The 20,505-nt window shown below is 69.1% G+C and carries 27 protein-coding genes and 1 tRNA gene; 11 read left to right on the top strand and 17 right to left on the bottom strand.

What is annotated here, in order from left to right; all coding sequences use genetic code 11:
• The first annotated feature begins 21 nt into the window (after positions 1-21).
• Positions 22-561, top strand: a complete 540-nt coding sequence (locus DVW87_RS08075; protein WP_114687294.1) for a J domain-containing protein — start codon at positions 22-24, stop codon at positions 559-561.
• Between the two features lie 13 nt (positions 562-574).
• The gene (locus DVW87_RS08070; protein ID WP_114687293.1) at positions 575-880 is read left to right on the top strand and encodes a (2Fe-2S) ferredoxin domain-containing protein; all 306 of its coding nucleotides are present in this window, start codon (positions 575-577) and stop codon (positions 878-880) included.
• Here DVW87_RS08070 and DVW87_RS08065 read toward each other — a convergent pair.
• From DVW87_RS08065 to DVW87_RS18060, 11 genes are all read right to left on the bottom strand, one after another.
• Entirely contained in the window at positions 844-1,029 is a 186-nt protein-coding gene (locus DVW87_RS08065) for a hypothetical protein (RefSeq protein ID WP_114687292.1), read from the bottom strand. The genes DVW87_RS08070 and DVW87_RS08065 overlap by 37 nt on opposite strands.
• 88 nt (positions 1,030-1,117) lie before the next feature.
• The gene (locus tag DVW87_RS08060) at positions 1,118-1,525 is read right to left on the bottom strand and encodes a SufE family protein (RefSeq protein ID WP_114687291.1); all 408 of its coding nucleotides are present in this window, start codon (positions 1,523-1,525) and stop codon (positions 1,118-1,120) included.
• 24 nt (positions 1,526-1,549) lie between these two features.
• On the bottom strand, positions 1,550-1,792 hold the full coding sequence (locus DVW87_RS08055) for a hypothetical protein (RefSeq protein ID WP_114687290.1): 243 nt from the start codon (positions 1,790-1,792) through the stop codon (positions 1,550-1,552).
• Between the two features lie 13 nt (positions 1,793-1,805).
• Positions 1,806-2,063 carry a hypothetical protein gene (locus DVW87_RS08050; protein WP_114687289.1) on the bottom strand — a complete coding sequence of 86 codons (258 nt, stop codon included), beginning with the start codon at positions 2,061-2,063 and terminating at the stop codon, positions 1,806-1,808.
• Positions 2,064-2,075: 12 nt separating this feature from the next.
• Positions 2,076-2,357, bottom strand: a complete 282-nt coding sequence (locus tag DVW87_RS08045; protein WP_114687288.1) for a hypothetical protein — start codon at positions 2,355-2,357, stop codon at positions 2,076-2,078.
• A gap of 11 nt (positions 2,358-2,368) precedes the next feature.
• Complete coding sequence (locus DVW87_RS18485; protein WP_275402078.1) at positions 2,369-2,491, bottom strand: hypothetical protein; 123 nt, start codon at positions 2,489-2,491, stop codon at positions 2,369-2,371.
• 52 nt (positions 2,492-2,543) lie between these two features.
• On the bottom strand, positions 2,544-2,897 hold the full coding sequence (locus tag DVW87_RS08040) for a hypothetical protein (RefSeq protein WP_114687287.1): 354 nt from the start codon (positions 2,895-2,897) through the stop codon (positions 2,544-2,546).
• A gap of 32 nt (positions 2,898-2,929) precedes the next feature.
• A complete protein-coding gene (gene pspC / locus DVW87_RS08035) occupies positions 2,930-3,307 on the bottom strand; it encodes an envelope stress response membrane protein PspC (RefSeq protein WP_114687286.1) in 378 nt (125 codons plus the stop codon).
• A gap of 1 nt (position 3,308) precedes the next feature.
• Positions 3,309-3,593: an envelope stress response membrane protein PspB gene (gene pspB, locus DVW87_RS08030; RefSeq protein WP_114687285.1), complete on the bottom strand. Its 285-nt coding sequence runs from the start codon at positions 3,591-3,593 to the stop codon at positions 3,309-3,311.
• 1 nt (position 3,594) lies between these two features.
• Positions 3,595-4,263 (bottom strand): phage shock protein PspA, encoded by a 669-nt coding sequence (gene pspA, locus DVW87_RS08025; protein ID WP_114687284.1) that lies wholly within the window; start codon positions 4,261-4,263, stop codon positions 3,595-3,597.
• Between the two features lie 77 nt (positions 4,264-4,340).
• Complete coding sequence (locus DVW87_RS18060) at positions 4,341-4,478, bottom strand: hypothetical protein (protein WP_181814770.1); 138 nt, start codon at positions 4,476-4,478, stop codon at positions 4,341-4,343.
• Positions 4,479-4,649: 171 nt separating this feature from the next.
• On the opposite strand from DVW87_RS18060, the gene pspF reads away from it, so the two are divergent.
• The 4 genes from pspF (at position 4,650) to DVW87_RS08005 (ending at position 9,472) form a co-directional block, all read left to right on the top strand.
• On the top strand, positions 4,650-5,681 hold the full coding sequence (pspF, locus tag DVW87_RS08020; RefSeq protein ID WP_114687283.1) for a phage shock protein operon transcriptional activator: 1,032 nt from the start codon (positions 4,650-4,652) through the stop codon (positions 5,679-5,681).
• Positions 5,682-5,783: 102 nt separating this feature from the next.
• A complete protein-coding gene (locus tag DVW87_RS08015; RefSeq protein ID WP_114687282.1) occupies positions 5,784-6,395 on the top strand; it encodes a superoxide dismutase in 612 nt (203 codons plus the stop codon).
• A 171-nt stretch (positions 6,396-6,566) separates the two neighbouring features.
• Positions 6,567-7,994 carry an MATE family efflux transporter gene (locus tag DVW87_RS08010; protein WP_114687281.1) on the top strand — a complete coding sequence of 476 codons (1,428 nt, stop codon included), beginning with the start codon at positions 6,567-6,569 and terminating at the stop codon, positions 7,992-7,994.
• Positions 7,995-9,157: 1,163 nt separating this feature from the next.
• Positions 9,158-9,472 carry a hypothetical protein gene (locus DVW87_RS08005; protein ID WP_147276233.1) on the top strand — a complete coding sequence of 105 codons (315 nt, stop codon included), beginning with the start codon at positions 9,158-9,160 and terminating at the stop codon, positions 9,470-9,472.
• Between the two features lie 32 nt (positions 9,473-9,504).
• Here the strand turns inward: DVW87_RS08005 and DVW87_RS08000 are convergent, their stop codons facing one another.
• Positions 9,505-10,392, bottom strand: coding sequence for a diacylglycerol/lipid kinase family protein (locus DVW87_RS08000; RefSeq protein ID WP_239017822.1), 888 nt, complete (start codon positions 10,390-10,392; stop codon positions 9,505-9,507).
• Positions 10,393-10,465: 73 nt separating this feature from the next.
• Between DVW87_RS08000 and hemB the strand changes: the two genes are divergently transcribed.
• Genes hemB through DVW87_RS07985 form a run of 3 tightly spaced genes read left to right on the top strand, consistent with a single transcriptional unit; the run spans position 10,466 to position 14,201 of the window.
• Positions 10,466-11,455, top strand: coding sequence for a porphobilinogen synthase (hemB, locus tag DVW87_RS07995; protein WP_114687278.1), 990 nt, complete (start codon positions 10,466-10,468; stop codon positions 11,453-11,455).
• Positions 11,452-12,003, top strand: a complete 552-nt coding sequence (locus DVW87_RS07990) for a GNAT family N-acetyltransferase (protein ID WP_114687277.1) — start codon at positions 11,452-11,454, stop codon at positions 12,001-12,003. Before hemB ends, DVW87_RS07990 begins: the two co-directional genes overlap by 4 nt.
• The gene (locus tag DVW87_RS07985) at positions 12,000-14,201 is read left to right on the top strand and encodes a fused MFS/spermidine synthase (protein WP_114687276.1); all 2,202 of its coding nucleotides are present in this window, start codon (positions 12,000-12,002) and stop codon (positions 14,199-14,201) included. Before DVW87_RS07990 ends, DVW87_RS07985 begins: the two co-directional genes overlap by 4 nt.
• 16 nt (positions 14,202-14,217) lie before the next feature.
• On the opposite strand, the gene DVW87_RS07980 is transcribed toward DVW87_RS07985, so the two are convergent.
• A complete protein-coding gene (locus tag DVW87_RS07980; RefSeq protein ID WP_114687275.1) occupies positions 14,218-14,739 on the bottom strand; it encodes a hypothetical protein in 522 nt (173 codons plus the stop codon).
• A gap of 85 nt (positions 14,740-14,824) precedes the next feature.
• On the opposite strand from DVW87_RS07980, the gene DVW87_RS07975 reads away from it, so the two are divergent.
• Positions 14,825-14,901, top strand: a tRNA-Arg gene (locus tag DVW87_RS07975).
• Between the two features lie 122 nt (positions 14,902-15,023).
• Positions 15,024-15,896: a type 1 glutamine amidotransferase gene (locus DVW87_RS07970; protein WP_239017821.1), complete on the top strand. Its 873-nt coding sequence runs from the start codon at positions 15,024-15,026 to the stop codon at positions 15,894-15,896.
• On the opposite strand, the gene DVW87_RS07965 is transcribed toward DVW87_RS07970, so the two are convergent.
• From DVW87_RS07965 to cysD, 4 genes are read right to left on the bottom strand one after another with little or no spacing between them, the layout of a single operon-like run.
• Entirely contained in the window at positions 15,893-16,858 is a 966-nt protein-coding gene (locus DVW87_RS07965; protein ID WP_114687274.1) for a magnesium and cobalt transport protein CorA, read from the bottom strand. The genes DVW87_RS07970 and DVW87_RS07965 overlap by 4 nt on opposite strands.
• Positions 16,859-16,885: 27 nt before the next feature.
• Positions 16,886-17,647: a 3'(2'),5'-bisphosphate nucleotidase CysQ gene (locus tag DVW87_RS07960; protein WP_114687273.1), complete on the bottom strand. Its 762-nt coding sequence runs from the start codon at positions 17,645-17,647 to the stop codon at positions 16,886-16,888.
• On the bottom strand, positions 17,644-19,578 hold the full coding sequence (gene cysN / locus DVW87_RS07955; RefSeq protein ID WP_114687272.1) for a sulfate adenylyltransferase subunit CysN: 1,935 nt from the start codon (positions 19,576-19,578) through the stop codon (positions 17,644-17,646). The genes DVW87_RS07960 and cysN overlap by 4 nt, the downstream gene beginning before the upstream one ends.
• Entirely contained in the window at positions 19,578-20,474 is an 897-nt protein-coding gene (cysD, locus tag DVW87_RS07950) for a sulfate adenylyltransferase subunit CysD (RefSeq protein WP_114687271.1), read from the bottom strand. Before cysD ends, cysN begins: the two co-directional genes overlap by 1 nt.
• Positions 20,475-20,505: the final 31 nt, after the last annotated feature.

The following is a 20,505-nucleotide window of genomic DNA, read 5'->3' as shown; positions in this document are numbered from 1 at the left end:
CGGTCCGCCTACATTGGGCGGATGGCGCGTTCCTCCCGATCGGTCGACTGGGGCTTTCCCCGCTGGCGCAGCTACGGCGCCGAGCGGGAGGCCGTGACCGTGCGCCTGTGCGACCGCGAAGGCTGCGACCAGCCCGGCGACCGCCCCGCGCCCAAATCCCCCAACAGCCCGGAACGCTGGTATTTCTGCCAGGAGCATGCCGGCGAGTACAATCGCAACTGGAACTATTTCGAGGGCCTGTCCGCCGAGGAAGCGGCACAGCGCGAGGCCAACGAGCGGCGTGACGCCTCCGGCTTCTCGCAAAGCAAGCACAACGCCTGGGCCGGTCCCGGCGACGGCACCCGCTCGCGCGACGAGATGCGCGCGCTGGAGGTGCTCGGGCTGGAAGCGGATGCCGAGTTCGAGGAAGTGCGCACCGCCTGGCGCCGCCTCGCCAAGAGCAACCACCCGGACGTGAAGCCCGGCGACGCCGATGCCGCCCAGCGCTTTCAGGCGATCCAGGCCGCCTATGACGTGCTGCGCACGGCCGAGGAACGCCGGCAATGGCGCCCCCCTGCATGAAGCAGCGCCCTGCATGAAGGAAACCGTGCGCGCCGACTGGGACCGGGTGGTCCTGGTCTGCGGCAAATGTTCCAAGAAGATGGACGGCGGCTTCGGTGAGAAAGGCCGCCGATCGCTGGCCAAGGCACTGCGCGCGCATCTCGGCCTCAAGAAGGGGCGCAAGGGGCGGGCCGGCGTGGTGGAGGTGAAATGCCTCGGCATCTGCCCGCGCGACGCCGTCACCGTGGTGAATGGCGCGCGGCCCGGCGAATGGTCGCTGGTGCGCTGCGGCGCCGACCTCGATCAGGTCGCCTCGTCGCTCGGGCTCGGCGAGCGCTGATCCTCGCCGATGGCGGCGATCGCCTGTTCCAGCCGCATGCCGACCAGCGACAATCCCAGCGTATCCGCCGCGTCCAGCGCGGCGTGCAGGTCGCTCAGCAACTGCAACTCGTCCAGCGTGGTGCTCGTGGCGGAGTGGAAGCGGGACATGGCGCCAGGGTAGCGCACCGGATGTTGCGCGCCGCTGAAGCCCCCGCCGCGCCCGGACCCGCCAATTACATAGCGGTCCGTGGGAGGATCAGCCGGCCAGCCGCCCGGCCGTTTCGCGGATCAGCGCGATCATGTTCGGGACACCCTGCGTGCGGTTGGAACTCAGCTGGTTGCGCAGGTCGAACGGCGCCAGCGCCCCCTCGATATCCGCCGTGGCGATCTCGGCCGCCGGCCGGTCCTGCACGGTCAGCAGCACCAGGGCGATGATCCCCTTCGTGATGGCGGCGTTGGAATCCGCCAGGAAGTGCAGGGTGCCGTCCCCCCGCGCGGTGGGATAGACCCAGACGGAGGCGGAGCAGCCGCGCACCAGCGTCGTCTCGGTCTTCAGCGGCTCGGGCATCGGCTCCAGCGCGCGGCCCAGATCGATCAACAGGCGGTAACGGTCATCGGCGTCGAGGAATTCGTATTCGTCGCGGATGTCAGCAAGTTCGGCCATGGCCCGCCGCTACCCGCGGGCGCGTCACAGGTCCACCCCGGCGGCGATCGCCTCCAGCTTGCGGATGCGTTCCTTCAGGTCGGCGATCTCGATCCGGGCCGACGCGGTCGGCACGCCGGGGCCCTGCGCGTGAACGAAGTGATGCTGCAGTTCCTGCTGCTTCAGCGACAGCCAGCCGCGCCATCCGGCAAGCGCCGCCACCGTGACGATCGCCAGGCCCAGCAAGCCGCTCGCCGCGGCGGTGAGGTACAGGTTCGGGTCGGACATGGGAAATGCCTCCTCAATGCTTGTCGCGCAGCCGCTCGATCTCGCGGTCGAGACGGGCGCTGCTGTCGTTGTTGTCGGTGGCGAGCCGTTCCAGCACGGCCAGGCGCTCCTGCATGGCGCGCAGTTCGCGGCGCAGCTCGCGGTTCTCCTGTTCCACGTCGGTCGGCTCGATTGCCGCCTCGCGGTGGCGGGCGGCGTTCGCCCGCGTTTTCAGCACCGCGCCCACGGTGACGATCAGCACGATCAGGACCACCATCTCGAACGGGTTCATGCCTCTCTCTCCTCAGTTCAGCGGGGCGGGGCGATCGTCGCGCAGCCGCTCGATCTCGTCGGCTAGGTCGATCCCCTTGTCCGTCACGATCCGTTCCAGTACGCGCACCCGCTGCTCCAGCCGCTCGGTATGGGCGGCATATTGCGCGGCCTTTTCGGCGGTTTGCGCGTTCAACGCCGCCGCCATCTTCTCCTTGTGCTTCAGCCAGTCGGAAAAGATGCTGCTGCCGATGCCCAGGATCACGGGGAGGCCGATCACCACGAACACCAGCATGAAGACGGTGAATCCGTTCATCGCTCTTGCTCCTATTCGGCGGGCTGGGCCTGGGCGCGCGCCTCGCGGCGGCGGACCCGGTCGACCCGTTCGATGAAGTAGACGGCAGCCGCCGTCGGCACGGCCAGCACGGCCGCGAAAATCACAAGTGCCATCGCTGTGTGTCCTTGGTTCTGGGGCCGGGCGATTGCCGCCCGGCCGGTCCGCTCAGTGCGTGTCGCGCAGCGCCTCGATCTCGCGCGCGGTGCGCTCGGCGGGATCGGTGGCGATCCGCTCCAGCACCCGCAGCCGCTCCTCCAGCCGGCCGATCTGGCCGGTCAGCCGCTCGTTCTCGCTCGACAGCAGTTCGATCTTGCGCTGCGATTGCAGCTCGTCCTCGCCGTCATCGTAGCGGGCGGCCATGCCCCGGCCGATCGGTCCGAAGGGGCGGCGCATCGCCCGGCGTGCGCGGCGCCCTTCCTCGATCGGATAGCCGTGACGCGCCTTGATCGCGGTACGGACGATGCCGGCGAACATGGTCATCGCGATGATCAGCAGAACAAAGACCTGACCCGGTTCCATTTTCCCGTTTTCCCCTGTTGAAGCCCTGGCGACTAGCGCAGGCTCTCGATTTCGTCCGCCAGGCGCGTGTTGCGGCTGGTGTAAAAGGTCTCGATGTCCGCCAGCCGGCGATCGATGTCGCGGAACTTGGAGCGGACCTCGGCGGTGGAGCGCTTCGGATTGGAGCGCACGCCCTGCCAGAACTTCTGGTCCTCGGCGCCTTCGTAGAGGCCGTAGGGCTTCTTCTCGGCGACCCAGGCGACGATCATGTAGGCGACCACGATCCACCATTGCTGGGCGATCACGGTGAGCCCGGCGACCCCCAGGCGGACCCAGAGCGCATCCACCCCGGTATAATCGGCGATCCCGGCGCAGACGCCCTTCCACTTCCCATCCTGCGGATCGAGGTAGAATTTGGTGCGGCTCGACATCTCAGTTCCTCCGGCTGATTTCATAGTTGGACTGGGGCAGCGAGCCCTGCTGCGATTGCGTGATGCTCGGCTTCCAGTCGGGATTGTCGGCGGCGACGATCCGCTCGACGGTGTTCATGCGATCCTCCAGCCGGCGGGCGAGATTGAACATCTCGTCCAGCAGGTTCTCGTCCTCGGCGGTGATCTTCGGCGTGCCCTTCCACTTCGTCACATAGTGGAGGATCATCCACGGCAGGCCCAGGAACAGGATGCCGCAGACGAAGATCGGAACGATGACCTCGTCCATCTCAGCCCTCCTTGTTCAGGCGCGCCTTCAGGGCGGCGAGTTCGGCGTCCACCTTGTCGCTCGACTGGAGCTCGGCGATCTCCTCCTCCAGCGTCTTGGCCGGTGCCCCCAGGCCCAGCGCGTCGGCGCGGCCTTCGGCCATGTCGGCGCGGCGCTCCATCACGTCGAAGCGGCTGAACGCTTCCTGCACCTTCGATCCGGCATAGGCCTCGCGCAGCTTGAAGCGGTTCTGCGCACTTTCGAGGCGCGTCTGGATCACGTTCTGCCGGGCACGGGCGTCGCGCAGCTTGTTCTGCAGCTTGGCGATATCCTCTTCCGAGGCGCGCAGCGCGTCGTCCAGCACGGACACCTCGATGCCCAGCTGCTCGGCCATGTCGAACGCCTTCTGCCGCTCGACAAGCGCCGCCTTGGCCAGGTCCTCGCGGTCCTTGGAGAGCGCCAGCTCGGCCTTCTCCGTCCAGCTTTCCTGCAGCTTTTCCAGCTTGGCGATGTGCCGGCGCATTTCCTTCTGGTCGGCGATGGTGCGGGCGGCGGAGGCGCGGACCTCCACCAGCGTTTCCTCCATCTCCAGGATGATCATGCGGATCATCTTGGACGGGTCCTCCGCCTTGTCGAGCAGGTCGGTGAAGTTGGCGGCGATGATGTCTCGGGTGCGGGAGAAAATGCCCATCGGGTGCTCCTTGGATACTTGAACGGAAGGATGAACCGGGGCGGGCGAGGGGTATAAGGCCCGCCCCGGCCATGCCGTCACGCGACCTGGGTGACGGCAACCCCGGCGGCGTTCATCGCGGGCGCCACGGCGCCGCCGACGAACATGCCACCCACCAGCAGGGCGGCGATCGCGGTCAGAACCGTCTGGCCGATGCTGGTTTTCATGTTGGTCATGGTGTCTTCCTTCCTGAACCTTTGTGCGCCGTGTTCGGCGGATGCACCAAGCTTTGCACGGCGCGTGCCAAGTCGCGAGAGGCGCGGAAATCCGCCATTTCCTTGCTGCTGGAGGAACATCCTCCATCTTTGCGCTTGCCACGGATTGGGAAATTGCACCAAGCTTTGGCCATGGTCGAGCGAACAACACAGGTGATCGGGCAATCGGGCGCCTTTCTGGACGCGCTGGAGCGTGCCAGCCGCGCCGCCACGCTGGATCGCCCCGTGCTGGTGATCGGCGAACGCGGCACCGGCAAGGAACTGGTCGCCGAGCGCCTGCATCGCCTGTCCGGCCGCTGGGACCAGCCGCTCGTCACGCTGAACTGCGCCGCGCTGCCCGAAACGCTGATCGAGGCGGAGCTGTTCGGGCACGAGGCGGGCGCGTTCACCGGCGCCACCAAGGCGCGCGCCGGCCGCTTCGAGGAGGCGGACGGCGGCACCCTGTTTCTCGACGAGCTCGGCACGCTCAGCATGGGCGCGCAGGAACGCCTGCTCCGCGCGGTCGAATATGGCGAGGTGACGCGGATCGGCTCGTCGCGGCCGATGCGCGTGGACGTGCGCATCGTCGCGGCAACCAACGAACACCTGCCCGATCGCGCCGCCGCCGGCACTTTCCGCGCCGACCTGCTCGACCGGCTGTCCTTCGAGGTGGTCACCCTGCCGCCGCTGCGCGCGCGCGCCGGCGACATCCCGGTGCTCGCAGAATTCTTCGGCCGCCGCATGTCGGCGGAGCTTGGCCGCGACCGCTGGCCGGGCTTCGGACCTGCCGCGCTGGACATCCTGTGCGAATATGGCTGGCCCGGCAACGTGCGCGAGCTGCGCAACACGGTGGAGCGCGCGGTGTACCGCTGGGAGCGGGAAGGGCCGATCGACGCGATCCAGCTCGACCCCTTCGCCTCGCCCTATCGCCCGGGCGGCGGCGCGGTGCCGACCCTCGTCGCCGAGCCGGTCGGCGCACCCGCGCTCGCCGAGGCGCCGCTGATCGCCGAGCCGCAACCCACCGACTACAAGGGCCGCATCGCCCGCTTCGAGCGCGAGCTGCTCGCCAAGGCGCTGGCCGAGCATCGCTTCAACCAGCGCGCCGCCGCCAAGGGGCTGGGCCTCACCTACGACCAGCTCCGCCACGCGCTGAAGCGCCACAACCTCATCGCCGCGGGCAGCTGACTTTTCATCGGCAGCCATGAATCGGTTGCGTAACGATCGCGCCGGACCCAAATCGCTTCCGTGGGCGTTCCGCCCCTATCCCGTTTCCAAGGAGGATGACTCATGGCTTTCGAACTCCCCCCGCTGCCGTACGACTATGACGCGCTGGAGCCGGTCATTTCCAAGGAAACCATGACCTTCCATCACGACAAGCACCATGCGGCCTATACCGCCAAGCTGAACGAAGGCGTCGCCGCCGATCCCTCGCTGGAGGGGCAGAGCATCGAGCAGATCCTCGGGCGTATCTCCTCGCTCCCGCCGCTCGTGCGCAACAATGGCGGCGGCTATTGGAACCACGATTTCTTCTGGAAGATCATGGGCCCGAAAGGCTCCACCCAGCCGTCCGGCAAGCTGGCCGAGGCAATCGAGACCTATGGCGGGCTCGACAAGCTGAAGGAGGATTTCAACACCAAGGGCGCCGGCCAGTTCGGTTCCGGCTGGGCCTGGGTGATCGTGGACGACAGTGGCGCGCTGAAGGTCACCTCCACGCCGAATCAGGACAACCCGCTGATGGACGACGCCAAGGACAAGGGCACGCCCATCCTCGGCAACGACGTGTGGGAGCATGCCTACTACCTCACCTACAAGAACGACCGCCCCGGCTATCTCAAGGCCTGGTGGGACGTGGTGAACTGGGACGAGGTCGGCCGCCGCTTCGACGCCGCCGCGCGCTGATCGACGGCCGGGGAGGAGCGCGACAAGTTCGGCTCCTCCCCTTGACCGTTCTTCCTGAGTAGAGACTGAGCGCTGGCGAAGGCTCGTATCGAAGGACTGTCTCGCGAGCAGTGCTTCGGTGCAGCGCCTGGCCGCTACTCAGCACGGCGATCATCGGGAGAGGGAGCCGGAATGCCCCGCACGCGCGATCTCACGACCGGGCCCATCGCCCGCACGCTGATCGTCTTCGCGCTGCCCACGCTCGCCTCCAACGTCCTTCAGTCGCTCAACGGCTCGGTCAATTCGATCTGGGTCGGCAAGTTCATCGGCGAGGGCGCGCTGGCCGCCACGTCCAACGCCAACATCGTCATGTTCCTGATGTTCGGCCTCGTCTTCGGCTTCGGCATGGCCGCGACCATCCTCGTCGGGCAGAGCTTCGGGCGGCATGACCTCGATGGCGCCCGGCGCGCCTTCGGCTCGGCTGTCGGCCTCGTCCTGCTCGGCGCCTGCATCATCGGCTTTGTCGGCTGGGCGACCTCCGGTGCGATCCTGCGCCTGCTCGATACGCCGGGCGAGGCGCAGGGGCTGGCGGAGGAGTATCTGCGCGTTACCTTTCTCGGCATGCCTCCCTCCATGCTGCTGGTCCTGCTGATGATGGGCCTGCGGGGCTCGGGCGACAGCCTGACGCCGCTGTGGTTCATGGGGCTCAGCGTGCTGCTGGACGGCGCGCTCAACCCCGTTTTGATCGCCGGGCTCGGCCCCGCGCCACGGCTCGGCATCGCCGGCTCGGCCACCGCGACGCTGATCGTCAACACGCTCTCCTGTGCCGCGCTCCTTGCCTATATCTATGCCCGCGACCTGCCGATCCGGCTGCGCGGGGCGGAATGGCGCTACCTGCTGCCGGAGCCCGCGCTGATGCGCGTGGTGCTCGCCAAGGGGCTGCCGATGGGCGCGCAGATGCTGGTCATGTCCACCGCCGGCCTGTCGATGATCGGCCTCGTCAACAAGCTCGGCGTGGATACCGCCGCAGCCTATGGCGTATCGCAGAACCTGTGGACCTACCTCCAGATGCCCGCGCTCGCCATCGGTGCGGCGGTCAGCGCGATGGCGGCGCAGAATATCGGCGCCGGCCGGTGGGAGCGGGTAGGGCGGATCACCCGCTCGGGCGTGCTCCTCAACCTGCTGCTCACCGGCGTGATGATCGCCGCGATGCTCGCCTTCGATCGCCCGGTCATGCGCCTGTTCAACCTCGGCGCGGAGGCGCTGCTGATCGCCCGCCATATCCAGCTCGTCGCCAGCTGGACCTTTATCCTATTCGGCGTCACCATCGTGATCTTCTCCACGGTGCGCGCGAACGGCGCGACGATCCCGCCGCTCCTCATCCTGATCGTGTCGCTCTACCCCGTGCGGCTGGGCTTCGCGACCCTGCTCCGCCCGGCGCTCGGGCCGGACGCGATCTGGCTCAGCTTCCCGATCGGCTCGCTCGTGTCCATGGCGCTGGCGCTGGCCTATTACCGCCTCGGCCGCTGGCGCACGGAAATGCTCGTCGTCCCCGAGGAAGCCCGCGAACAGACCCACGCGCAAAGCGAACCCGTCGGCCGCGCGCACCCGACCGGCTAGGCATGGCCGGTGCTTCGCCGGCGTCGGAAGCAGGAGCGGGATCTCGCGAAGGTGCGCAGCAGGTTCGTTCGCGCGAAGACGCGAAGACGCGAAGAAGAAGGTTGGTTCGCGCAGAGGCGCGAAGGCGCGGAGAGAGAGGATCGACGCGCAAAGCGCGTCAGGAATCCCGTCAGACGGCCACCGCCCTCCTCAAGCCTGCCCTCCTCCGCGCCTCCGCGCCTCCGCGTGAACCCTCTTCTTCTGCCCTTCTCTTCGCGTCTTCGCGCCTTCGCGTGAACCCAACCCTTCTCCCTGTTCCCCGGCGAAGGCCGGGGCCCAGCTGGGAAGGCCCAGGTTGCAGCACGGCGACCCCCAACCCCCCGCCCCCACCTGGACCCCGGCCTCCGCCGGGGAACAAGAGGCTTGACAACGCGAACCCATATGGCTATAAGCCGCAGCAGTTCAGAACCGCGGTAAGGGCCTGCGGCGGGTTTGAACGAAAGCAGCCGGTGGTGGTGCCGTCACAAGCACCATGCCCGGCGATCGACCGGCGCGGAGCCATCCGGGACTAAAGTCGGATGTCCGTTCATCAGGGTCGGGGAAGGTTTGAAGACGTCCGGAGGGCGAGAGGAACCGGTGACAGCGGTTCAACTCAATCTCCATGCCAGAGCCGGTGCGGCAGAGTACCGGGGGCGTCGCCGATACCCGGCAGACACAAGAAGTCTCGACGCTTCGTAGTGTAGCGAGTGTCTCAAAAGTCGTCGAGCCCCGGGTGCAAAACCGTGGCTAGGACGCGCCGGTCGATCCCTTTCCCTCGTGTTCACGGGCCGCGTACGCGCGCGCCCGCTTTCCGTCGTTCCGATCCTCCCCGCTCCGCGGGGAGGGGGACCAGCCGCAAGGCTGGTGGAGGGGCGTCCCCGCAAGCGACCCCGCTCAAGGTTTTCGACGGCATCGTCCGCTACCGCCCGATTGCGATCCCCCGGCGGTATGATAGTCTGCCGCCCTGCCGTTCGGAACGCCTCGCCCCTGGCGGGCCCCGAAGGACGCTGCTGGTTGCAGCCAACAGGGAGAGGGAAACGATGCGCCTCCGCGCAGCCGCGGCGATTGTCGTTCTGACAGGGGCGACCCCGCTGGCGGCACAGACCGGACCGGTCGCCGTGGCAGAGGCCTTTCTGAAGGCCGTGATGGCCGGCGATGTGGTGGCGACCCGCCGTCTGCGCACCGGCGATGCCGCGATCGCCGCCGGCGATGTGGCCGGTCCGATAGCCGAAGCGGAAGAAGTCCTCGTCCGGTTCTCGCAGATGAAATGCTCGGTTGGAGCGCTCGCGCTTTCCCCTGAGCCCGTTGCCGCGAACCTGCTGGGTCTCTCTTCGGTGAAGTCGGGCGGCGGCAGGTGGGTGGAAGGAACCATGTCCTGTCCGATGGCCACCGGCGACACCAAGAAGACACCGGTCAGGATCGCGGTCGTTGCCGGAAAGGTCGCGCTGTTCGGCTTCTGACTGCGGCAAGAGCGCCCAGGAAGGCTGCCCCCTCACGGCACCACCACCTCGATCACCCCCGCCGCGATGCTGGCGGTCACCGGCGTTTTCGCCAGCACTTCGCCGTCGATCGAGATCGGCAGCCGCGGCTCGGTGTCGATGCGCAGGGACTTGCCCTGGAACGTCCGGGTGTCCTCGTGCCGCGCCTCCAGCCGCAGGATGCTCGCCGCCCAGTTCTTGATCAGCCGCCGCTTCACATGCCCGCACACCGCCTGCACCACGATCTCGCCCGACGCCACGTCCGCCTCCTGCACCAGCTCGGTGCCGCCATGGTACGGCCCGTTGGAGATGCGCACTTCCACCACCCGCAGCCGCTCGGCCGCCGCGCCTTCGCCGACGATCAGCGTGAACGGGCGGAACTTGGAGAATTGCCACGCCGCCCAGCTGAGATAGCCGAGCTTGCCCAGCACCTTCTTCAGGCCATGCGGCACCGTTTCCGCGATCTTGGGCGAAATCCCCATTGCCGCGCAATTGGCGAAATAGTCGTCGTCGATCCTGCCCAGGTCGATCCGCTTCGTCCGCCCGCCCGCGATCGCCGCCACCGCGCCGGCCACGTCCAGCGGCAGCCCCAGCGAGCGCGCGAAGCTGTTCGCCGTGCCCAGCGGCAGCACGGCCAGCGTCACGCCGCGCCCGACCAGCAGGTCCACGAGCCCGCTTATGGTGCCGTCGCCGCCGCCCAGGATGACGAGGTCCGGCTGCTTCGCCAGCGCAGCCTTCACCGTCGCCTCCAGCTCGTCCGGATCGTCCACCGCATGCGCGTCGACCGGAAAGGGCAGCCCCGCCATCGCCGCGCAGGCCTCGCGGAACATGCGCTGTCCTTTCCGCGACTTGGCGTTGACGATCATCGCGGCGGATCGAAACGCGGGTCGAGACTGGGCCATGCGCTTTCCCGGGGCTAAAGGAACGGGGGCGTAACGCTTGGCAATCGCTTCCCGATCCCGCAGAGAGGCGCGCATGTCCGCCCGTTATCCGCAGCTCCGTCTTCGTCGCACCCGCGCCACGCCGTGGAGCCGGCGGCTCCATGCCGAAACATTGCTCACGCCCGCCGATCTCATCTGGCCGCTGTTCGTGGTGGAAGGGAAGGGCGTGGAGCAGCCGATCGCCAGCCTGCCCGGCGTTTCGCGCTGGTCGGTGGACCGCATCGTCGAGCGCGCCCGCGAGGCACGGGACGCCGGCATCGCCTGCCTTGCGCTGTTCCCCTACACCCAGCCGGAGCGCCGCACCGCGGACGGCCGCGAGGCGCTCAACCCCGACAACCTGATGTGCCGCGCCACCCGCGCGCTGAAGGAGGCGGTGCCCGAGATCGGCGTGCTGACCGACGTGGCGCTCGATCCCTATACCAGCCACGGCCATGACGGCCTGCTGGACGAGGCCGGCTACGTGCTCAACGACGCCACCGCCGACATGCTGGTCGGCCAGGCGCTCAACCAGGCCGCGGCCGGCGCCGACATCATCGCGCCGTCGGACATGATGGACGGCCGGGTCGGCCTGATCCGCGACGCGCTGGAGGGCGACGGCCGCCACAACGTCCAGATCATGTCCTATGCCGCCAAATATGCCAGCGGCTTCTACGGCCCGTTCCGCGACGCGGTCGGCTCGGGCGGGCTGCTCAAGGGCGACAAGAAGACCTACCAGATGGACCATGCCAATGCCGAGGAGGCGCTGCGCGAGGTCGCGCTGGACCTTGCGGAGGGCGCGGACAGCGTGATGGTCAAGCCGGGCCTGCCCTATCTCGACATCATCCACCGGGTGAAGCAGCGCTTCGAGGTGCCGGTGTTCGCCTATCAGGTGTCCGGCGAGTACGCGATGCTGGAGGCCGCGGTCGCCGCCGGCGTTGCCGATCGCGACGCGGTGGTGCTGGAAACGCTCACCGCCTTCAAGCGCGCCGGCTGCTCGGGCGTGCTGACCTATCACGCGCTCCACGCCGCCCGCCTGCTCGGGTGATCGAAACCGCCCGCCTCCTGCTCCGGCCGTGGCGCGCGGAGGACAAGCCCGCCTTTGCCGCCTTGGTGAACACGCCGGCGATGACCGCGCATCTCGGCGGGGTGCAGCCGGAAGCGGACCTGCACCGGCTGATCGACGACCAGATCGCCGGCCAGGCGGCGCAGGGCCATTCGATGTGGGCGGTGGAGCTGAAGTCGGAGGGCGTGCTCGCCGGCATCTGCGGCCTGCGCATCGGCGGCCATCCCGGAACGCCGGTGCCGCGCGTGCTGGAGATCGGCTGGCGCATCGGCGAGGCCTGGTGGGGGCAGGGCATCGCGCGGGAGGCCGCGGAGGCGAGCCTCGCCTTCGCCTGGGCCAACACCGACGAGCCGCTCGTCGCCGCCTGGACGGCCGCCGCCAACACGCGCAGCCGGGGGCTCATGGAGCGGCTGGGCATGCGCCGCCGCGCCGATCTCGATTTCCGCCACCCGCGCTTCGCCGCCGGTGATCCGGTCGGCGCGATGATCGTCTACACGATCGACCGCCCGGCACCTCGCGCCGCCGGATGACCGAGCCCGATCAGACGGCGCCGCGCGGCCTGCCCACGCGCCTCCTGTTCGTGGTGGCGATCCTCACCGGATCGTTCCTCCTGTTCCTGGTCCAGCCGATGGTCGCGCGCATGGCCCTGCCGCGACTGGGCGGCGCGCCTGCCGTGTGGAACTCGGCCATGGTGCTCTACCAGGCGCTGCTGCTCGGCGGTTACGCCTATGCGCACGGGCTGGGGCGACTCGCCCCGCGGCGGCAGGCGCTGGCGCATCTCGGCGTGCTGCTGGCCGCGGCTTTGTGGCTGCCGATCGGTATCGGCGCGCTGGTGCCGCCGCCCGGCGCCGAGCCGGCGCTGTGGGTGCCCTGGCTGCTCGGCCTGGGCATCGGCCCGCTGTTCTTCGCCGTTTCCGCGCAGGCGCCGCTGCTCCAGCGCTGGTTCTCGATCTCCTGCCCCCAGGTCGATCCTTATGCCCTGTATGCGGCCTCCAACCTCGGCAGCTTTGCCGGGCTCGTCGCCTATCCGCTGCTGGTGGAGCCCGGCCTCGCGCTGCGCGGCCAGAGCGTGCTGTGGAGCATCGGCTATGCGCTCCTCGTGCTGCTTGTCGCCGCCTGCGCCCTGACCCTGCCGCGCCGGGCGGCGGTGCCGGCGGAGCCCGTGCTCGACTTCCACGGCGCGCCGACGCGGCGGCGCATCGCCTTCTGGCTGCTGGTGTCGTTCGTCACCTCCGGGCTGATGCTGGCGACCTCCACCTTCCTCACCACCGATCTCGTCGCCATGCCGCTCCTGTGGGTGCTGCCGCTCGGCCTGTATCTGCTCAGCTTCACCGTCGCCTTTGCCGCGCGCCGGGGTGTCGCCGATTTCGTCACCCGCTTCGCCCCGATCACCCTGGTGCTGTTCGGGGGAGGGCTGGTGAGCGGCGCCGGAGACGCCTCCTGGCTCAACGCGGCGGTCGCCCTGCTGCTGCTGACGGTGGCGTGCATCGCGCTCCACACCGCCCTGTTCCGCGCGCGACCGGGGGCGGAGCGGCTCACCGGCTTCTACCTCGTCATCGCGATCGGCGGGGCGCTGGGCGGCGTGTTCGCGGGCATCGCCGCGCCCCTGCTGTTCGACGGCACCTACGAGTTCCCGCTGCTGATCCTCGCTGCCGGCGCGCTGGTGCCGCAGCACTTTCTCCTCCACGCTTTCCGCGGCCTCTGGCGCCGCCGCGCCGCGGTGCCCGCGCTGGCGGTGTTGCTCGGCCTCCTGCTGCTGCTGGTTATTCGCTTTCCGGCCGCCGACCGGCCGGGTCCGGTCCAGGGGCTCGCCTTTGTCGGCGTGGTCCTGCTCGGCCTTCTCGCCATCGGCAGCCGCCGCGCCTATGTGCCGGTGCTGGCCGCCTCGCTCCTGATCTTCGGCGGCTGGCGCTCGCTGGAGATGACGATGGCGGGCGGCGCGCGGATGCGCAGCTATTTCGGCGTCTACACCATCCGCCAGGGCCCGCGCGAGCGCCAGCTGAACCACGGCACCACCGTGCACGGCGCGCAGCTCCTCGGCAGCCCCGCGCGCGAGCGCACGCCCACCACCTATTACGTGCCGGATTCGGGCATCGGCCGGGCGCTGCGGCTGGCGCCTGCTCTCTTTGGCCCGTCCGCGCGCATCGGCATCGTCGGCCTCGGCACCGGCACGCTCGCCTGCTATGCCCGGCCGGGGCAGGACTGGCGCTTTTTCGAGATCGACCCGCTGATGGAGCGGATCGCGCGGAGCCGCTTCACCTTCCTCTCCGACTGCGCTCCGCGGGCCAGCGTCGCGATCGGCGACGCGCGCCTCAGCCTTGCCGCCGAGCCGCGCGAGCGCTTCGACCTGCTGGCCCTCGACGCCTTCTCGTCGGACGCGGTGCCGATGCACCTGATGACGCGGGAAGCCTTTGCCACCTATGCGCGCGTGCTGCAGCCGCGCGGGCTGCTGCTCGTCCATGTGTCAAACCGCTTTCTGGACCTCGCGCCGGTGGTCGCCGCCGCCGCGCGGGACGGCGGCTGGCAGGTGGCGATGCTCACCTATCGCCCGCCCGCGCCGCGCACGTCCTGGCAGGCTGCGTCCGACTGGATCGCGCTCAGCCGTGACCCCGCGACCCTCGCCCGGCTCCGCGCCGGCGGCGGTCGGTGGGTGAGCTTGCACCCGCGCGCCGGCCTTGCCGCCTGGACAGACGATTATGCGACCATCCTGCCGCTGCTGAAATTCTAGACGCCCGGATCAAGCCTCAGGCGCGCGGCACCGTCGCCTCCAGCCGCTCGATACGCTGCGTCTGGGCGGCGAGTTCCGCCGCCGCCGCCTGTCGCGCCTGCTCCAGCGCGGGATAGTCGGGCAGCCCCTGCGCCGCGCGCGCGATCGCCAGCTGCTCCAGGTCCGTCACCGCTGCCGAGGCGGACGCGCGCAGATCGTCCAGCTCCGCCAGCGCGCTCTGCGCGGCGATCCACCGTTCGCTGCCCACCGCCGCACCGCGCGCCGCCGCGGCCGCCGCCTGCGCGCGCTGCGCGATCGGCTCCAGCCGCCGCGCCGCGGCAGCGCGCGCATCGGCATTGCGGGCGATGGCGGCGTCCAGTTCCGGGTCGGCGACCAGCGGCGGCGGCGTATAGGCCGGCAGCGCGTCGCCCCGGCTCTCGATCGCCCGCGGCAGCAGCGACGGCGCATCGCCGCCCCCCGCACCGGCGGCGCATCCGCCCAGCAACAGGCCAAGGGCGCCCAGCAGGGCAGGGCTCGCGGAAAGAAGGCGGGTGCTCATCGCGCATCGATGTGGCATGTGAAATTTTCCTGCGCAACGGGGTTGCCAGCTTCGGAAACCCCTTCTATCAGCGCCCCTCCACTGCGCGCCCGTAGCTCAGCTGGATAGAGCATCAGACTACGAATCTGAGGGTCGGACGTTCGAATCGTTCCGGGCGCGCCAACAAAAGCCTCACTGAGCCACGTGCTTAGTGAGGCTTTTCTGTTTCCGATGGTTGCGCCCGCTTCGGCAGGGACCGGAACCGCACCCCGCTCGTTCTTCGCGCTCCCTCGAAAGAACAGCTCGTGCCCTCCACACCCCTCGAAATCCTCATCGCCGAGAGCGAACCGGCCGACGCGCGGAACAAGCGCCGCGACAGTGTCGGGCGCAGCTCCGGCGAAACCTTCGACGCGCTGCTGGCCAAGGTCGCGCCCGGCGCGCGGACGACCCGGATCAAGCCGGTCGACACCGCCAGCGAGCTGCCGCCGCGCCAGGAGCTGGCCGGCTATGATGCGGTGTTCCTGACGGGCTCGCCGCTGCACCTCTACAAGGAGGCGCCCGAGACGCGCCGCGTAGTCGAGTTCATGTGCGCCGTGTTCGCCGCCGGAACGCCCGCCTTCGGCTCCTGCGCGGGGCTGCAGGTGGCCGCGGTCGCCGCGGGCGGTTCGGTGCGGCCGATGGGCGAGCGGCGCGAGGCGGGTTTTGCGCGCCGCCTCCATCCCGTGGGGCCGGGAAGCGGGCACCCGCTTCTCGCCGGCCGCCCGCCGGTCTTCGATGCGCCCGCCATCCATACCGATGAGGTCGCCGAGCTGCCGGACGGCGCCACCTTGCTCGCCTCCAATGCCGTCACCCGCATCCAGGCGGCGGAGATACGCTGCGGCGACGGCGTGTTCTGGGGCGTGCAATATCATCCGGAGATCAGCCTGTTCGAAGTCGCTGCTGCGCTGCGTCGCCAGTCCGACGACCTGATCGAACACGAACTGGCGCGCGACGGCGACGCCGTGGAGAAGCATGCGGCCATGGTCGAGGCGCTGCACAATGCGCCGGATCGCCGCGACCTTGCCTGGCAGCTCGGCCTCGACGAACAGGTCACGGTACCGGAGCGCCGCTCGATCGAGATCCGCAACTTCGTGGACCGGCTCGTCCTGCCGACCCGCTCGCGCCGGGGTCGGGGCTAAAGCCAGCGCATCTGCCGGAAGCGGGCATACAGGCCGACGCACATGACCACGATGACCGCGAGCACCGCCGGATAGCCGTAGCGCCAGTGCAGTTCGGGCATGTGCTCGAAATTCATGCCGTAGATGCCGGCGATCGCGGTGGGGACGGCAAGGATCGCCGCCCAGGCGGCCAGCTGCCGCGTGATCTCGCTCTGGCGCTGTTGCTCCAGCAGGTTGGACATCTCGAACACGCCGGTCAGCGCCTCCCGCACGCCGTTGGCCATCGCTTCCACGCGGCGATGATGGTCGTGCACGTCCTTGAAATAGGGCCGGGTGTCCACGTCGATGCAGGGCATGTCGAGATTGACCAGCTTGTTCGCGACCTCGCCCATCGGCCCCACCTTGCGCACAAAGGTCGCCACGCCGCGGCGCAGGCGGAAGATGCGCCGGGTTTCCTCCGGGCCGAGCGGCTCGCTCATCGCGTGGCCCTCCATCTCCGCGACCGCCTCCTCGATCCCGTCGATGATCGGCTGGTAGCCGTCGACGATGAAGTCGAGAATGCCGTGCAGGACATAATCGACGCCGTGCTTCAGCAGCTCGGGCGCGGCCTCCAGCTGCTTGCGCAGCTCGTGGTGGCTGCGCGCCGATCCGTGGCGCACGGTGATGATCGCGTTGGGCCCGACGAACACCGCCGTCTCGCCATAGTCGATATGGTCGTCCACCATCGCCGCGGTGCGCGCGACGACGAACAGCTGGTTGCCATAGATGTCCACCTTGGGCAGCTGGTGCGCTTTCAGCGCATCCTCGATCGCCAGCGGGTGCAGGTCGTAGCGTTCCTCCAGGATGCGCAGTTCGGCCTCGTCCGGCTCGAACAGGCCGATCCAGACGAAGTCGTCGCGATCCCCGGTGGGCCGGGGCTCGTGGATGTCCACTTCGCGGACGCGGCGGCCTTCATGGTAGAGGAATGCGGAAACAACGGTCATGGCTCCGTCCGAATAGCCGCCGCCCGGTTATTGTTCCACCTGCGACACGGCCGCCAGCACCGCCGCGGCATATTCCTGGCGGCAGATCAGCAGGTCCGGCAGCAGCGGGTCCGCACGGTTGTAGACCAGCGACGCGCCGTCGATGCGCGAGCAATGCAGCCCGGCAGCGCGGGCGACGGCGACGGGCGCGCAATTGTCCCATTCGTACTGCCCGCCGGCGTGCAGGTAGATTTCCGCCTGGCCATCCACCACCGCCATCGCCTTGGCCCCTGCGGAGCCCATCGGCACCAGCTCCCCGCCGAGCGCCTCCGCCACCGCGAGCGCCAGCGGCGGGGTGCGCGAGCGGCTGACCACGATGCGCGGCCGCTCGGGCAGGGGCGGCGGGGGCACCGCGGCATCGTCGCTGGCGAACACCTGGCCGCTCGCCGGCAATGCCACCGCGCCCGTCTCCGCCGTGCCGTCGATCGCCAGGCCGATATGCACCGCCCAGTCCTCGCGCCGGTCACAGAACTCGCGCGTGCCGTCCAGCGGATCGACGATCCACACCCGCCGCGCGCCGCAACGCGCCGGATCGTCCGCGGCCTCCTCCGACAGCACGAAATCGTCGGGTCGCGCTTCGTGCAGCAGGGCGAGGATCAGCGCATTGGCCTCGCTGTCGCCGCGGTCGCCCAGCTCCTTGCCGTCGCAGGTTCCGCCGGCGCACAGGTCGCGGAGCAACCGCGCCGCCTGGATCGCCACTTCGCGGGCAAGCTCGGCATCGCTGAGCGCGGGATTGGCGAGCGGCGTCACAGGTCCGGGCTCCACACGCCCAGGATATGCTCGGCGATCCGCTCGGCCGCCTGCTCGGGCGTTTCGCGCGTGGTGTCGATGCGGATGTCGGGTCGTTCGGGCGCCTCATACGGGCTGGAGATGCCGGTGAAGTTGGCGATCTCGCCCCGTCGTGCCTTGGCGTAGAGCCCCTTCACGTCGCGCCGCTCCGCCACCTCCAGCGGCGTGTCGATGAAGATCTCCACGAACTCGCCTTCCGGCAGCATCGCGCGCACCATCTCCCGCTCGGCGTGGAAGGGCGAGATAAAGGCAGTGAGCACGATCAGCCCCGCATCCGTCATCAGCCGGGCGACTTCGCCCACCCGGCGGATATTCTCGATCCGGTCGGCATCGGTAAAGCCCAGATCCTTGTTGAGGCCATGGCGCACGTTATCGCCGTCCAGCAGGAAGGTATGCCGCCCCATGGCATGCAGCTTCTGCTCCACGAGATTGGCGACCGTCGACTTGCCCGATCCGGAAAGCCCGGTGAACCACAGCAGCTTCGGTTTCTGCCCCTTCTGCGCGGCATGCGCCTCGCGCGTGATGTCCACCGCCTGCCAGTGCACGTTCTGCGCCCGCCGCAGCGCGCCCTTCAGCATGCCCGCCGCGACGGTGGCGTTGGTCACCTTGTCGATCAGGATGAACCCGCCGAGGTCGGCCGAGATAGCATAGGGTTCGAACACCAGCGGCCGGTCGGTGAACAGCTGTGCCACGCCGATGTCGTTCAGCCCCAGCGTCTTCACCGACAGCTCGGCCAGCGTGTTCACGTCGATCGCATATTCCGGCGGCTGCACGGTGGCGCTCACCGTCTGGGTGCCGAGCTTCAGCCAATAGGCGCGGCCCGGCAGCATCTCGGCCTCGCCCATCCAGACGAGCGTCGCCTCGAACTGTTCGGCGGCCTGCGGCGGCGCGGCGGCGGCGGCGATCACGTCCCCGCGCGAGCAATCCACCTCGTCGGCCAGGGTCAGCGTCACCGACTGGCCCGCGCCCGCCCGCGGCAGGTCGCCATCGAACGTCACGATCCGCGACACGGTGGTGGTGCGGCCCGATGGCAGGATGCGCACCGCGTCCCCCGGCCTCACCGTGCCGCGCGCGATCAGCCCGGCAAAGCCGCGGAAGTTCAGGTCCGGGCGGTTCACCCATTGCACCGGCATGCGCAACGGCTCCGCGGCCGGCCCGTCCTGTGCCAGATCGATCTGCTCCAGATGCTCCAGCAGGGCAGCGCCGGCATACCAGTCCATCGCCGCGGAACGGCCCGCGATATTGTCGCCGGCGAGTCCGGACAGCGGAATGGCCTGGAAGCGCTCGATCCCGATCGAGTCCGCAAACGCCCGGTACTCGTCGACGATCGCGTCGAAGGTGCCTTCGCCATAGCCGACCAGGTCCATCTTGTTCACCGCCAGCACGATGTGCCGGATGCCGAGCAGGTGGACGAGGAACGAATGCCGCCGCGTCTGGGTCAGCACGCCCTTGCGCGCATCGATCAGGATCACCGCCGCATCCGCCGTGGACGCGCCGGTCACCATGTTGCGGGTATATTGTTCGTGGCCGGGCGTGTCGGCGACGATGAACTTGCGCTTCTCCGTCGCGAAGAAGCGATACGCGACGTCGATGGTGATGCCCTGCTCGCGCTCGGCGGCAAGCCCGTCCACCAGCAGGGCGAAGTCGAGGGCGCCGCCCTGCGTGCCCACGCGCCGGCTGTCCGCCTCCAGCGCGGAAAGCTGATCCTCGAAGATCATCTTGGTGTCGTACAGCAGCCGCCCGATCAGCGTGGACTTGCCGTCGTCCACCGATCCGCAGGTCAGGAAGCGCAGCATGGTCTTGCGCTGATGCAGGTCGAGATAGGTCTCGATATCCTCGGCGATCAGCGCGTCGGGCGTGTAGGCGGGGGCGGCAGAAAGCTCGGGTGCCATCAGAAATATCCCTCCGCCTTCTTCTTCTCCATGCTGGCCGACTGGTCATGGTCGATCGCGCGGCCCTGTCGCTCGCTGGTGGTGGTCAGCAGCATCTCCTGGATCACCTGCGGCAGCGTGGTCGCCTCGCTCTCCACCGCGCCGGTCAGCGGGTAGCAGCCGAGCGTGCGGAAGCGGATCGAGCGTTCCACCGGCTTCTCCCCGGGCTCCAGCCGGAAGCGGTCGTCGTCCACCATCAGCAGCATGCCGTCGCGCTCCACGGTGGGGCGCGGCGCGGCGAGATAGAGCGGCACGATCTCGATCCCCTCGGCCAAAATATATTGCCAGATGTCGAGTTCGGTCCAGTTCGACAGGGGGAACACGCGCATGCTCTCGCCCTTGGCCTTGCGCGCATTGTAGAGCCGCCACAGCTCCGGCCGCTGGTTCTTCGGGTCCCAGCGTTGCGCGGCGGTGCGGAAGGAGAAGATCCGCTCCTTCGCCCGGCTCTTCTCCTCGTCGCGCCGGGCGCCGCCGAACGCGGCATCGAAGCCGTGCAGCGCCAGCGCCTGTTTCAGCCCCTCGGTCTTCCACATGTCCGTATGCAGCGAGCCATGGTCGAACGGGTTGATCCCCTGCGCTTCCGCTTCCGGATTGCGGTGCACGATCAGTTCCATGCCGGCCTGCCGCGCCGCCCGCTCGCGAAGGGCGTACATGTCCCGGAACTTCCATGTCGTGTCGACATGCAGGAGCGGGAAGGGCGGCGGGGCCGGGAAGAAGGCCTTGCGGGCAAGATGCAGCATCACCGCCGAATCCTTGCCAATCGAATAGAGCATCACCGGCCGCTCCGCCTCGGCGACGACCTCGCGCAGGATGTGAATGCTCTCCGCCTCGAGCCGCTGGAGATGAGAAAGGTTCATGCTGCCCAGATAGGCATGCCGCGGCGGCGCG

Origin of the sequence: Sphingomonas aracearum (assembly GCF_003345355.1) — a bacterium.
In the GTDB taxonomy this organism is placed as follows: Bacteria; Pseudomonadota; Alphaproteobacteria; order Sphingomonadales; family Sphingomonadaceae; genus Sphingomonas; species Sphingomonas aracearum.
This window is presented reverse-complemented; position numbering and strand designations above follow the sequence as displayed.